This window comes from Rhodococcus sp. P4_B6, assembly GCF_056402215.1.
Genome location: NZ_JBFUHV010000056.1, coordinates 40065 through 53206, shown reverse-complemented (window position 1 = coordinate 53206; position 13142 = coordinate 40065). Strand labels below are relative to the sequence as shown.

Here is a 13142-nt window from a genome sequence, read left to right as displayed (position 1 = left end):
CGGTATCGGCGGCCACACCCGTCGCGGAGGCCACGATCGCCACACCACCGGGACCGAGCTGCGCGGCCTCGACCCCCAGCCACACCCGACGTTGGCGCTCGTTCAAGTGCCCACGAATAGTCTCGTAACGCCATCCCAGCGCCTCTGCCGCATCCGCCATGCCACAACGGTAACGCCATCATCATTAAAAGCGACGTTAATTCCTCGCGATCCCTTAGTGGCGTGAGGGTTGGTAGACCTCGGCGAGTTCATCGATGAACGGGGGTGCGAAAAGGCAGTTTTCGAGTATGCGCCAGAGCGTCTCGATGAAGCGGTCGACGGACATCCCGAATCTGACGAAGATCTCTTCGTCAGGCGCTCCGCCGTAGGGTGCCCACGCGTGTGCGAACTCGATGACTGCGTCGGTGTCGCTGTGTCCGGTTTGCCAGTCGTGGGTTTGTCGGCGCAGTCGTTGGCGGCGTTGTCGCAGGTGCCGGTACCGGGCGACGTCGTCATCGACCGTGTGCAGTGGTTTGGTTGTGCCGGTTGGGAATGTTCGGCCGTGGTGGGGAGGGATCGGGTGTGCGGGGTGCTCGGGCATGCGTGACCACTCACTGTCGGGGTTCCGGGCTGTGGAATGTGATGATTGCGTTCCGGGGCGCCTGGCTTCTTCGGCGGGTCGCTCCCCTCGACCTGCCTACAGGCTGTGCTGCTGGGTTTGGTATCACCAGCCCTGTTCGGTCGGTAGTTGTGGCGGTGGGCTGGGGATGAGGGAGCCGTCGGTCTGTCTTGCCTGTTCGGCGATTCGGTCGGCCAAGTCGGTCAGCCGGGAGCGCTGGGTGCCCCAGCCGGGGTCGCGAAGTTTGCCGTCGTGTTTGACGATGTCTCCTGCGACCATGACGGTGTCGATGTCGGCGGCAGAAGATTGGGTGACGACGGCGGCTGCGGGATTGGAACGCAGGTAGCCGGCCATGTCCGGTGATGTGGTGCGGAAGAGCACGAGATCGGCCTGTTTGCCGACGGTGATACTCCCGATACGGGAGTCGATGCCGAGCGCCTTGGCGCCATTGATGGTGCCCCACTCGAGCGCCTCGTGCGCGGTGACGGAAACCGCTTCGGGGTTGTGTCCTGCGGCGAGTTGCGCATGCGCGTCGGCGAGGCGCACGATCTGCATTCCCATCCGGACTTGGGCGATTACGCCGCCGCCGCAGCATCCGACGGAATCGACGCCAACGGTGGGTGCCAGGCCGAATTCCCGCTGTTTCCGCAGAGACGGCTCGCCCTGTGCCATGGCCATCTCAGCTTCGACGCAGGCGCAGATGGCGGCGCCGCCGTCGGCGACCTGACGGTATTCGTCGTCGGTGCTGGCTTCACCGTGCACGAAGACGACGTCGGACGCGATGAGCCCTGCCTTCGCCAGGCGCGCGATCTCGCCGACACTGTTCTGGACCGCGTTGATGTGCAGGGTGAGGGTAGCGCCGAATGAGCGGGCTAGTGCGAACTGCTCGGCGACAACGTCTTCGGATGCCATGAACAGCTCGACGGGGGCGACGCCGAGTTGGACCCGCGCGGTGGCGGAGGTGAAGAACTGGTCCCGGAGTTTGTCGAGGACCGGAATGTAGTCGGCGGTGCGGCTGAAGACGCGCGGCGCGAGCGGGGCCTGCCCCATACCGAGGGCGTAGACGCCGCGCACGCCGGCGTCGACCATGGCCTGTGCGCCGGCAAAGGCGTGCTCGGTGGTGTTGACGTTGTGTTCGTAGCCCAGCACCGTGGTCACGCCGTTGTTGAGGCATTCGAGGGCGCCGGCGTAGGTGGCGGTGTAGGTGTCGTCGGCGGTGACCATGGGGGCGATGTGCAGGCGGATACCGTGCATGTACTGCAGAGTCGTCCAGTCGGCGAAGACACCTTTGATCGAGGACTGCCACAGGTGCCGGTGGGTGTCGACGAATCCGGGGGTGAGAATGGCGCCAGTACCGTCGATCTCCTGGGCGTCGACCGCTCCGAGGCCGGGACCGACGTGGACGATCGTGTCGTTCTCGACCAGGACATCGGCGTTCTCGAGGGTGCCGATTGCCGGGTCCATCGAGATCACGGTGGCGTCGCGGAAGACTGTGCGCGCGTTCATGTTCGTACCTTCTCCTCGGAATTTGTCGGTGGTGCTTACTGGCCGATGGCTGCTGCGCCGGTGCGTCGGCGGCGGAAGACCGCGGACAGTCCGACTGCGATGATGACCGCCATGCCGTTGAAGACGTCGGTGATCCACGGTTCGACGCCCATGAGGGACAGTCCGCTGATGGCGGTACCGACGAAGAAGAGTCCGATCACGGTCCCGATCAGGTTGTAGGTGCCCGGTTTGATGGTGGTTGCGCCCAGGAACACCGCGGCGAGGGCGGGCAGCATGAAGCCGATGCCGCCGACCTGCGGGTTGCCGTTGCCCTGGCTGGCGATCTGGAGGACACCGGCGATTCCGGCGAGCAGGCCCGCGGCGACGAAGCTCAGCAGGACCGTCCGCCGGACCGGGAGACCGATCAACGCGGCGGCCTTCTCGCTCGAGCCGACCGAAGCGAGGTTGCGCCCGGGGACGGATTGTTCGAGGACGAACCACACGGCGGCGGCGATGACCAGCATGAGCACGAACAGCACGGGAATGCCGATGAACAGTTGGTTGCTCAGCCCGGTCAGTGAAGGCGAGAGGCCGGCGCTGATGGGGATGCCTTTGGTGTAGGCCTGGACGATGCCGCCGATCACGGTAGACACGCCGAGAGTGGTGATGATCGAGTTGATGCCCAGATAGGCGACCAGCAGGCCGTTGATCACTCCGATGGTGCTGCCGACCAGGACGGCCGCGGCGATGGCCACGATCACGGGGAGGTCGAAGTCGGCCATGATGGCGGCGGCGACGATCGAGCACAGTCCGGTGTTGGCGCCGACGGAGATGTCGAACCGGCCGGTCACCAGGGGGAAGAGCAGAGCCATAGCGACGACGGCGAGGACCGACTGTGAGGTGGCGATGGTCCGCCAGTTGCCGCTGGAGGCGAATGTCTGCGGTAGCAGGATCGTGAAGACGATGACGACGAGGATGAACAGCAGTGGCAGCCCGAACTTTTCGAGTGTGCTCGACAGCGCGGAGCGGGCAGTGGTCGGTGTCGTCGTCGGCCGCGGTTCGGTGGGCGAGGGATGCTCGAGGGTCGGCTCGACGGTGGTCATGCTGACTGCTCCTTGGTGGTGAAAACGAGTTCGGTGAGGGTGTGGCGGTCGAGGTCGTGTCCGGAGACCTCGGCGGTGATGCGTCCGTTGTCGAGGACCAGGACGCGATCGGACATATCGGCGAGTTCCTCGAAATCGGAGCTGACAAGGATGGCCGCGGCGCCGGCGGTGACCGCGCGGCGGATCAGGGCGTAGGCGTCGGTACGGGCGCCGACGTCGACGCCCTGGGTGGGTTCGTCGAGAAGCAGTAGGCGCGGGGATCGGCTCATCCAGCGTGCCAGGATCACCTTCTGCTGGTTGCCGCCGGACAGGGACGACATCAACGCGCTGTCGTTTCGGGTGCGGATGGCGTAATCGGTGATCGACCGTCGAGCCAGGGTGCGTTCGCGTCGTCGGCTGAGTCGGTTGAGGGTGCTGACCGCAGAGAGGCTGGCCGCCGAGATATTCTGCGCCACGGTCTGATCGGGGAACGCTGCTTCCAGGTCGCGGTGCTCGGGCACGTACGCGATCCCGAGGTCCATCGCGCGGCGCGGGGAGGGGATGGCAACGGTGTCGCCGTCGACGGTGACGGTCCCGGCTGACGCGGGATTGCTGCCGAACAGAACTTGCAGTAGTTCCGAGCGGCCGGACCCGAGAAGGCCGGCGATCCCGAGGATCTCGCCGCCGTAGACATCGAGGTCGACGCCGTTCACACCGGGGGCGCACACATTTCGGAGGGAGGCGACGACCGGGCCGAGAGCGCTGCGGGTCTTGGACTTGGGGAAGACCTCGTCGAGGGGGCGACCGACGATGTGGGAGATCAGTGTCTTTTCGGTGAGGTCGTCGGTGGTCGTGGTGGTGATGTGCTGACCATCGCGTAGCACGGTCAGGTCGGTGCACAGGGTCAGGATTTCGTCGAGGCGGTGGCTGATGTAGACGACGGCGACGCCGGCGGCCGCGACCCTGCGGACGGCGTCGAGCAGCACGGCGACTTCCTCCTCGGGCAGTGCGGCCGTCGGCTCGTCGAGCACGATGGCGGACACCGGTGCCCGCCCGGTGACGTGATCCTGCAGTGCCCGGGCGATCGCGATCATCGTCTGATCGGCCAGACGCAGTTCGCCGACCGTCTCGGTGGTGGCGATGTCGATGTCGAAGTAGTCGAGCAGCGTCCGTGCACGCGAGTGCAGCGCGGCTCGGTCGACTCGGCCGTAGCGGAGCGGCAGTGGTTCGCCTGCGGCGAGGTTCTCGGCTACATCGAGGGTGGCGAACACCGCTGGATTCTGGTGGACGAAACGCAGGCCAGCGTGTCGCGACCAGGACGGGGTCACCTCCGATGCGGCGACGGTGGTGGTGCCGACGGTGATGGCGCCACCGTTCGGATCCGCGGGTTGGACACCGGCGAGGCACTTGACCAGGGTCGATTTGCCGCTGCCGTTACCGCCCACCAGTCCGTGGACCGCGCCGGCGCGGATGTTGAACGTGGCCTGGTCGAGGGCTCGTCCGCCGGGGAAGGTCTTCGACACATTCTCGACGGAGACGGCGACTCGCCTGTTCTCCGTGGCGGCAGGGGGTGCAGTCATGGTGCCGTACTCCAGGTAGGTAGAGGAACTTTCGAAGCGGAGCGGTCTGTGTTCTGGGCCGCGTCTGGCGATAGCAGTGACGCGGCTCACCAACGAGTCTAAACAGAATCGAAGGTAAGTCAAGATTTCGAAAGTACTTGTTGTTATCAAAATGACGTGCTAGAAAGTGAGTCCGACCACAGTGCGGTCGGACTCAATCCAGCACAGGGTGCGAAGCCTCCCTGTCTTGCCCGCGCGCGGATCTGCCGCAGCGCTGTCGATGGAGACCCCCATGAAGTACTTCTCACGAGTCGGGACCCCGCCGCGTACGGGCCGGTCCCGCCGGCTCCTTGGCGCGGGGCGCGCCCTCGCCGCGGGTGCCGCGGCGCTCGCGCTCGTATCCGGCTGCACCACCGTCGGTTCGGATACACCGGACACTTCGACAGTCAACGCCGACCTCACCCCCGAACAGGCCGAGGCACTGCAGGCGGGATACGACGGCACCGCGATGCAGGAACCGACCCGCACCGGGCCAGTGGCCCAGCCCGGAAAGAATGTCTGGGTGATCTCGTGCGGTCAGTCCTACCAGGCCTGTTCCATCCTGGCCTCCAGCTTCACCGATGCCGCGAAACAGCTCGGCTGGAACACCAACCTGGTCGACAGCAAGGCTGACCCGTCGGTGGCCACCTCGTTGATCAAGCAGGCGGTCGCGGCCCGCGTGGATGGGATCGCGTTGTTCTCGCTCGACTGTCCCGGCATCAATTCCGGGTTGAAAGAGGCGCGGGCCGCGGGGATCCCGGTGGTGCAATACACCTCCATCGACTGTGACGATCCCGCCTTCGGCGGTGGTGAGGAGTTGTTCACCGCGAGCCTGAATGTCATGGGTTCGACAAAGGTCGCTGATTACTACCGGGCCTGGGGCGGTGCACGCGCCGAGTATCTCGCAGCGCTGCTCGGTGGCCAGGGCAAGGTGCTCGAGATCCACGAGACCTCGCAGCGCCCGCACGCCTACTCGCACGAGGGCTTCATCGACCAGATGAAGATCTCCTGCCCCGCCTGCGAGATCGTCGACGTTCCGTTCACGTTCTCTCAGGTGCCGAAGGAGGCGACCGCGGTCTGGAACTCGGCGCTGCTGCAGAACAAGGACGCGGCCGCGGTCTCCTTCAGTATTGATTCGCTGATGGGTCTGGGGCTGCAGAGCGCGCTGCAACAGTCTGGTTTCCGCGGCATCACGGCCGGTGGTGAAGGTCTGAACCTCGACTTGGTGCGGGAAGGGCGGCAGACTTCAGAGACACCTGTACCGTACGAGCTCGCCTCGTGGGGGTTGGCGAACACCCTGAACCGCGTTTTCGCCGGCGAGGATCCCAAGTCACTGCCCAGCGAGGGCGGCGGATGGGTCTTCCTCGACAAGGACCACAACCTTCCGGCCGAAGGAAGCTGGGAACCGAGTTTCGACTTCAAGAACATCTACACCTCGATGTGGACGGGACAGTCTGAATGATCACCGAGCGACCGGCGCCGCGGGCGTACTACGACATCACCGACTCCGAGGCCGCGCATCTGCGCACGCGCATCCTCGCCGGCGAACGCAGCGACACCGGCGCCGGTCGCCCCGTCCTGTTGCGCGGCGCCACTGTGATCACCATGGACCCGGAGATCGGTGACCTGCACCCCGGCGACGTGCTGATCAAGGGCGAGCAGATCGCCGGGATTGGCCCCGACCTGCTCGACTGCGCCGGTCCCGACGCCGTCATCGTGGACATGGCCGGGATGATCGTGATGCCCGGATTGATCGACAATCACCGGCACTGCTGGCAGAACGCGTTCCGTCGGCTGATCGCCGACGCCGATCTCGACTCGTACGTCGCCACCACGCACGGCGGTATGGCCATGCATTACCGGCCCGAGGACATGCACATCAGTGTTCTGGCCACCACCCTCGGCGCGATCGACCAGGGCGTGACCACCGTGGTCGACTTCTCCCACAATTCGCGGAGTGGCGCGCACTCGGATGCGGTGTTCGACGCCTACCGTGAGTCGGGTATCCGCGCGGTGCACGCCTCGGCCGCCCCCAACGCCGGCGCGTGGGAGGAGCAGTGGCCGGCCGATCTCACCAGGATCCGTGAGCGGCACTGCGGCGCAGCGGATTCACGGCACAGTATCCGTATGGGCCTGGACATCAGCCGGGTCCGTCCGGTGCGGGAGTTGCTGTCGATCGCCCGGAGCGAGGGTCTCGGGATCACCTTCGACGGTGTGCTGGGAGCCGGTGCCGCGCCCGAGATCGGCGAACTCGCCCGCGAGGGCCTGCTAGGCCCGGATGTCACCCTGATTCATTGCACCGACCTTCCGGACGAGGTATGGAGGATGCTCGCCGCCAGCGGCACCCACGTCACGCTTGCGACGACCTCGGACGAGCAGATCGGCATCGCGACCGGGTTGCCTCCGATCCAGACCGCCCTCGACCACGGTATCCGCCCCAGCCTGAGTGTCGACGTCGAGATCTCCCTCGCCGGAGACATGTTCACCCAGATGCGCTCGACCCTGATGACCCAGCGGATGGGGACCGCGATGCGCCGCTACCGCGGGGACACCGACTGCCCGGAGATGCTCACCAACCGGGATGTCCTCGAGTTCGCCACCGTCCAAGGTGCCCGCGACAACGGTCTCGGCGCGGTGACCGGTTCACTGACACCGGGACGTGCCGCGGACATCGTCGCGCTGCGGGCCGAGGACATCACCAACATGCCCCTCAACAATGCGATCGGGACGATCGTGCAGGGTGTCGACGCCAGTCACGTCGACACCGTGTTCATCGCCGGGCGGCTGCGCAAATGGCGGCGGGATCTCGTCGGCGCGGACATCGACGCGATCCGGCGGCGCCTGACCGCCTCACGCGACCACCTCGCGGACCGTACCGGATGGACCGTCGACCCGCTCCGCCCCGCGGGCAACACCCGGCCGGCGTTCGATCACCTGGCCTCGTTCGTCGATCACCAACAACATGACCTGCTCGAGAGCTGACAGGAAGCACCCAATGACCGACTTCTTTCCCGGATTCGACTCCGTGACTTCCACGGTGGACGGCGTCGAGCTGTTCGCCCGGGTCGGCGGCCCCGCAGACGGCGCCGCTGTCGTTCTTCTGCACGGATTCCCGCAATCGCACCTGTGCTGGCACATGGTGGCCCCGACCCTGGCTACCCGATTTCGGGTCGTCTGCCTCGACCTCAAGGGGTATGGGCGGTCGCAGGCAGCTCCCGGCGACCCCGAGCACGTGGGGTACTCCAAACGCACGATGGCCGCTGAGGTCGTTGCGTTCATGGCAGCGCTCGGGCACGACCGATTTTCGGTGGTCGGCCACGACCGCGGCGCCCTCGTCGGATACCGGCTGGCCCTCGACACCCCGGAGGCGGTGGACGCGCTCGTCATCTGCGACAACTATCCGACCCCGGTGATCTGGGACAACATGGCGGTGGACCCGAACTTCACCCCGCACTGGCGGGTGTTCGCCGCAGAGGGGACCGACGCCGAGGACGCGATGGCTCCCGACCTACTCGAAAAGCTGGTCGCCGCCCACACCGCCTCCGGAACGGTCGACGAACTCGGCGACGACGTGATGAACGAGTATCGGAGCGACTGGCGTGATCCTGCACGGATTCTCGCCTACTGCGAGGACTACCGCGCCGGCGCCGGAATCGACCCGCAACTCGACCGCGCCGACCTCGACGCGGGTGCCACGGTTGCGTGCCCGGCGCTAGTGATCTGGGGCGAGGCGTTCCTCGGTAAGGCACCCGAAGCCACCGTCGATGTCTGGCGCCGCACCTTTGCCCCGCACATCCTCGGTGTCGAGGTACCGGGCGGCCATTTCAACCCCGAGGAAAGTCCCGCGGAGACCACCGCCGCGCTCATGGATTTCCTCTCCGACCATGCCGGCACCCCGGCCAGCTAGCTGGCCCCGGCCTTCACCCGACTCCGCCCGGTACCCGCCCCCGCGGAACGATCCTGTTCAGGAAGAGATCCCGTGTCCTTGCCCGTTCTCCAGATCATCGTTGCCAGCACCCGGCCGGGCCGCGTGGGACTTCCGGTCGCGCAGTGGTTCGCCCACCATGCCACCGACCACGGCGGCTTCGAGATTGAGATCGTCGACCTCGCCGAGATCGACCTGCCCATGTTCAACGAGCCGGCGCATCCCCGGCTCGGGCAGTACTCGCATGCCCACACCAAACGATGGAGCGAAGTGATAGCCCGCGGCGACGCGTTCGTCTTCGTCACCCCGGAGTACAACTACGGATTCAACGCCGCCCTGAAGAACGCCATCGACTATCTCTACAGCGAATGGCATTACAAGGCAGCGGGTTTCGTCAGTTACGGTGGGATCGCGGGAGGCACTCGGGCGGTTCAGATGCTCAAGCAGGTCCTCACCACGCTGAGCATGGTGCCGGTGTTCTCTTCGGTGAACATCGCCTTCGTCGGCAAGCTCATCACCGATGAGGGCGGGTTCGAACCGACCGAGGCTCTCATTGCGTCTGCCGACGCCATGCTCGGAGAATTGGCGAGCTGGACCCCGGCGGTCGCGGCCATGCGGACCTGACCGATAACGAACATACGAGAGGGCCCGTCCGATGTGGACGGGCCCTCTCGTATGTTCGTGTCGGAGGAACCGGTCAGTCGGCGATCGAGCTGTCCGTCGACAGAAGGAATTCCGTGGTCAAGGAGATATGGCGGTGCAGCAATGCCGCTGCCAACTCCGTGTCCCGGGCAAGGACCGCCTCGACGATGTCGCGATGCTCCTTCGCGATGTCGCGATCGGAAGAATGCCCCAGCGGCACCGACCAGCGCCGGTACAACTCGGCGGCGGCACGCAAATCGTTCGCAGTCCGGCGAAGCCGCGGATTCTCACAGCCGGCGAGCAGGGTCTCATGGAACGAGGCATGCAACTGTGCCCACCGCTCGTTGAAACGTGCAGGATCGTCGGGATCCATCTGAGGACACCGCTCGAGCTGATGGTGGATGGCGAGAACCGACGATTCCCACGTCACGTCGCCGTCGCGGATCGCCCGCCGGAGTGCGAGGATCTCTATCTCACACCGCGCGTCGGTCAGCCACAGAAGGTCGCTGCGCGAAAGCGGCGTCACGGTGAACCCGATCTGCGGGACGCTCTGTACCAGGCCCTCGCCCACCAAGCGGGTCAGTGCCTCTCGTATCACGCCGACGCTGGTGCCATACCTCTCGCACATCTCTGCGAACGGGAGTTTCTGGCCGGGTTCGAGGCGGCCGGAGAGAACGTCCGCGCGCAGAGCGTCGTAGGCGACCTGCTGCCGCGTACGTTTCTCGCTCATCGCAACACCCTATCACAATCGAACATTACTAGCATTTTCGAATAAGTGTGCCCGATGGCCACTTCGGTATGGTGGCCATCGGGCAGTGTCCTGGGCTGGCTCGCGGTGGATGTCAGCCGATGCGAGCCCGCCGGATCACTCGGTGAGCGCGACCGGGGTGAGGTCGACGTCGATGTGCTGCGATCCCTGACCGGGATAGCCGAGCGCGTATACGAAGGCGCGGAAGTCGCCGGATGGATCTGCGATTACCTGATGCGGGGTGTTCGGCGGGGTGTAGATCAGGTCGCCGACCGTGATGACGCGGGCCTCGTCGGCGATCTGCATCACGCCCTTACCCTGGATGACGAACCAGTACTCGTGCGTCGGGTGCTGGTGCGCCTTGAGTTCCTCGCCGGCCTGCACCTGGAAAACCCCGGCCAGGGCCATGTACGTGCCGGTAGTCTCCGACTCCTGCGCTTCTTTCGGGATCATGTATTTGGTGGTCGCGGTCCCGCGGTGTTCGGGAACCGACTCCATATCGATGGACCAAACGTGCATGGCCAAACTCCTTGTGCTCGTATTGATGTGGGGTTGATCTGCGCCGCCTGAATCAGGCCCGTGTCATCGTTTGCGTGAGTGTGCCGATGCCGTCCACCCAGCTCACCAAGGTGTCGCCGGGCTGGAGGAACACCTTCGGGTCCCGCCCGACACCCACGCCGGCCGGTGTTCCGGTGAAGATCAGGTCGCCGGGAAGCAGCGTCACGATCGCCGAGAGCTTCGCGATCAGGCTCGGCACAGAGAAGACGAGGTCTCGGGTGCGACCGAGCTGCATCTGTTCACCGTTGATCGTGCACCCGAGTTCGAGGTCGGCGGGATCGTCGACCTCGTCGAGCGTGACCACCCACGGCCCGGTTGGACTGAACCCGGGAAAGGACTTGCCCAGGCTGAACTGGGGCACCGGGCCGACGAACTGAGCCTTGCGCTCAGACAGGTCCTGTCCCACCGTCAGGCCTGCGACATGGGACCACGCCTCCGCTTCAGAGACGTCGTGGGCGGTGCGACCGACCACGGCGACCAGCTCCACCTCCCAGTCGGTGTTGCCATCGGCTGGCAGGGTCACGGTGGTGTTCGGCCCTGTCACAGACGAGACGAACTTGGTGAACACCGTGGGCGCTTCCGGGACGGTGAAACCGGACTCGTCGGCGTGGTCACGGTAGTTGAGGCCAATCGCGAAGATCTGGCGCGGTGTCGGCACCGGGGCCTGCAGATCGGCGGGGGCGAACTCGATCGACTCGGACAGCTCCGCGGTCGCCGCCCACGTCGTGAACTCGTCCCACCGCTCGTAGATCGACTGCGGGTCGGCATCGAAGACGCCTCCACTGGCCTTGTTGACGTCGACGGCGGTGCTCGGTCCGGTCACCAGTGACAGGCGGCCGCCGATGCTGGCGATCTTCATGAATTTCTCCTGGATGTCGAGGAACGGAGGCCGGTGACCCGGTCGCCGCCTGGGTGGGATGGCGCACTCGAACCGTCGAACGTAATGCTTGCCATGTTTCGAAAATAACAATAAGCTTCGAACATAGTCAATGGCAGCGAACTGTCACGACGAAACAAGACTTCGAGGAGTTCGACGTGAGCGACATCGTTCGAGGGACCACCGTGCTGGCCGGCCCGCTGGAAACCACCTTCGAGATCACCGGCGACATGGTCGGCGGCGCGTACTGCGTGGTCCGGCAGACCGTGAAGGCCGGCAGCCTGTTCTGGCCACACATCCACGTCAACGAAGACCAGGTCATCGTGGTTCTCAGCGGAGAGCTGGGCGTCCGCGTCGGAGACGAGGAATGGACCGCATCCGCCGGTGAGACGGTGTACCGCCCCAAAGGATTACCCCACGCGGTGTGGAACTCCGGTGCGGTGGACGTCGAAATGCTCGAGATCACCAGCCCAGGGAACTTCGACCAATACCTCGCCGGCATGGCCGAAGTCACCGCCTCCGGAGACGCACAGGCACGCGCAGCGCTACTCGAGCGCTTCCAGGTGAGCCCTGTCGAGGGATGGTCCGCCGAACTGTGCGCCAAGCACGGAGTGTCCGAATAACACTCCACCACCAGCAATCCGACGCCACCACCGCACGGTACGTCGGCATCGACGAGGAGAACTGATGTCACTGCATCGACTTGCATCCGTGGTCATTGGCGTGCCCAACGTGAATGAAACACGGAGCTACTACGAGGAATTCGGCCTCACCCCCGATTCGGACGGATGGTTCCGCACCACTGACGGAGGTCGGCAGCTCCAGGTGACCGGCGCACCGACCCGCCGGCTGATCGAACTCGGAGTCGATGTCGACGACGAGGACGACCTCGATCGTGTGGCACACAACCTGCACCGGCTCGACATCGAGTTCGAGCGGACTGCACACGCATTGACCTCGGTCGACCTCACGACAGGGGTGACGGCAACGCTGCGGGTGGCGCCACGCCGAACGCAGCCCACCGTGCCCGCCACCGTATACAACGGTCCCGGCCGGATCGATCGCGCGGGCCGGGCCCCGGGCATTTTGCGAACCGACCGTGTCCATCCACGCAAGCTCGGCCACGCCGTCGTCGGCACGACCAATCTGGCCGCCTCGACCCGATTCTTCGTCGAAGGACTCGGGTTCCGCGCGAGTGACTTCATCAAGGACAAAGGCGCGTTCCTGCGTTGTTCGAACGATCACCACAATCTGCTGGTCCTCGAAGCGCCGGTGACGTATCTGCACCACACTTCCTGGCAGGTCGACGACATCGACGACATCGGTCGCGGCGCCCAACGCATGCTCGAAGACCACCCCGAGCGGCACGTCTGGGGACTCGGCCGGCACCACGCCGGCAGCAACTTCTTCTGGTACCTCAAAGACCCGGCCGGAAACTTCAGCGAGTACTTCTCCGACATGGATTGCATCGTCGAGGACCAGCTATGGACTCCCGAAATCCTCGAGGGAGCCAAGGGCCTATTCAACTGGGGACCAACGCCGCCGCCGTCGTTCATCAACCCGGACGACCTCGCCGGACTGATGGCCGGCACCCACTCGATGACCCCGTGACCAGAAAAGGCAGATAGC

At 65.4% G+C, this 13142-nt stretch carries 12 protein-coding genes; 6 read left to right on the top strand and 6 right to left on the bottom strand.

The window, feature by feature from the left end; genetic code table 11:
* Window positions 1-703: 703 nt before the first annotated feature.
* From AC1DWT_RS25000 to AC1DWT_RS24990, 3 genes are read right to left on the bottom strand one after another with little or no spacing between them, the layout of a single operon-like run.
* Window positions 704-2104 (bottom strand): amidohydrolase family protein, encoded by a 1401-nt coding sequence (locus AC1DWT_RS25000; RefSeq protein ID WP_206014068.1) that lies wholly within the window; start codon window positions 2102-2104, stop codon window positions 704-706.
* Window positions 2105-2139: 35 nt separating this feature from the next.
* Complete coding sequence (locus AC1DWT_RS24995; protein ID WP_206014067.1) at window positions 2140-3186, bottom strand: ABC transporter permease; 1047 nt, start codon at window positions 3184-3186, stop codon at window positions 2140-2142.
* The gene (locus AC1DWT_RS24990) at window positions 3183-4745 is read right to left on the bottom strand and encodes a sugar ABC transporter ATP-binding protein (protein WP_206014066.1); all 1563 of its coding nucleotides are present in this window, start codon (window positions 4743-4745) and stop codon (window positions 3183-3185) included. Before AC1DWT_RS24990 ends, AC1DWT_RS24995 begins: the two co-directional genes overlap by 4 nt.
* A gap of 487 nt (window positions 4746-5232) precedes the next feature.
* Between AC1DWT_RS24990 and AC1DWT_RS24985 the strand changes: the two genes are divergently transcribed.
* The 4 genes from AC1DWT_RS24985 to AC1DWT_RS24970 all read left to right on the top strand — a co-directional run bounded on the left by AC1DWT_RS24985 (window position 5233) and on the right by AC1DWT_RS24970 (window position 9312).
* Window positions 5233-6225, top strand: a complete 993-nt coding sequence (locus AC1DWT_RS24985) for a sugar ABC transporter substrate-binding protein (RefSeq protein ID WP_206014065.1) — start codon at window positions 5233-5235, stop codon at window positions 6223-6225.
* Window positions 6222-7745 (top strand): amidohydrolase family protein, encoded by a 1524-nt coding sequence (locus AC1DWT_RS24980; RefSeq protein ID WP_206014064.1) that lies wholly within the window; start codon window positions 6222-6224, stop codon window positions 7743-7745. Before AC1DWT_RS24985 ends, AC1DWT_RS24980 begins: the two co-directional genes overlap by 4 nt.
* Before the next feature lie 13 nt (window positions 7746-7758).
* The gene (locus AC1DWT_RS24975; protein WP_206014063.1) at window positions 7759-8670 is read left to right on the top strand and encodes an alpha/beta fold hydrolase; all 912 of its coding nucleotides are present in this window, start codon (window positions 7759-7761) and stop codon (window positions 8668-8670) included.
* 72 nt (window positions 8671-8742) lie between these two features.
* The gene (locus tag AC1DWT_RS24970) at window positions 8743-9312 is read left to right on the top strand and encodes an NADPH-dependent FMN reductase (protein ID WP_241031407.1); all 570 of its coding nucleotides are present in this window, start codon (window positions 8743-8745) and stop codon (window positions 9310-9312) included.
* 73 nt (window positions 9313-9385) lie between these two features.
* Here the strand turns inward: AC1DWT_RS24970 and AC1DWT_RS24965 are convergent, their stop codons facing one another.
* The 3 genes from AC1DWT_RS24965 to AC1DWT_RS24955 form a co-directional block, all read right to left on the bottom strand.
* On the bottom strand, window positions 9386-10060 hold the full coding sequence (locus AC1DWT_RS24965; RefSeq protein ID WP_206014062.1) for a GntR family transcriptional regulator: 675 nt from the start codon (window positions 10058-10060) through the stop codon (window positions 9386-9388).
* Between the two features lie 135 nt (window positions 10061-10195).
* A complete protein-coding gene (locus AC1DWT_RS24960) occupies window positions 10196-10597 on the bottom strand; it encodes a cupin domain-containing protein (RefSeq protein WP_082764510.1) in 402 nt (133 codons plus the stop codon).
* Between the two features lie 52 nt (window positions 10598-10649).
* Complete coding sequence (locus AC1DWT_RS24955; RefSeq protein ID WP_206014061.1) at window positions 10650-11495, bottom strand: fumarylacetoacetate hydrolase family protein; 846 nt, start codon at window positions 11493-11495, stop codon at window positions 10650-10652.
* Between the two features lie 176 nt (window positions 11496-11671).
* Here AC1DWT_RS24955 and AC1DWT_RS24950 point away from each other — a divergent pair, with 176 nt between their 5' ends.
* The gene (locus tag AC1DWT_RS24950) at window positions 11672-12136 is read left to right on the top strand and encodes a cupin domain-containing protein (protein WP_133988261.1); all 465 of its coding nucleotides are present in this window, start codon (window positions 11672-11674) and stop codon (window positions 12134-12136) included.
* A gap of 64 nt (window positions 12137-12200) precedes the next feature.
* Window positions 12201-13124: a VOC family protein gene (locus AC1DWT_RS24945; RefSeq protein WP_206014060.1), complete on the top strand. Its 924-nt coding sequence runs from the start codon at window positions 12201-12203 to the stop codon at window positions 13122-13124.
* The last annotated feature ends 18 nt before the right edge of the window (window positions 13125-13142 follow it).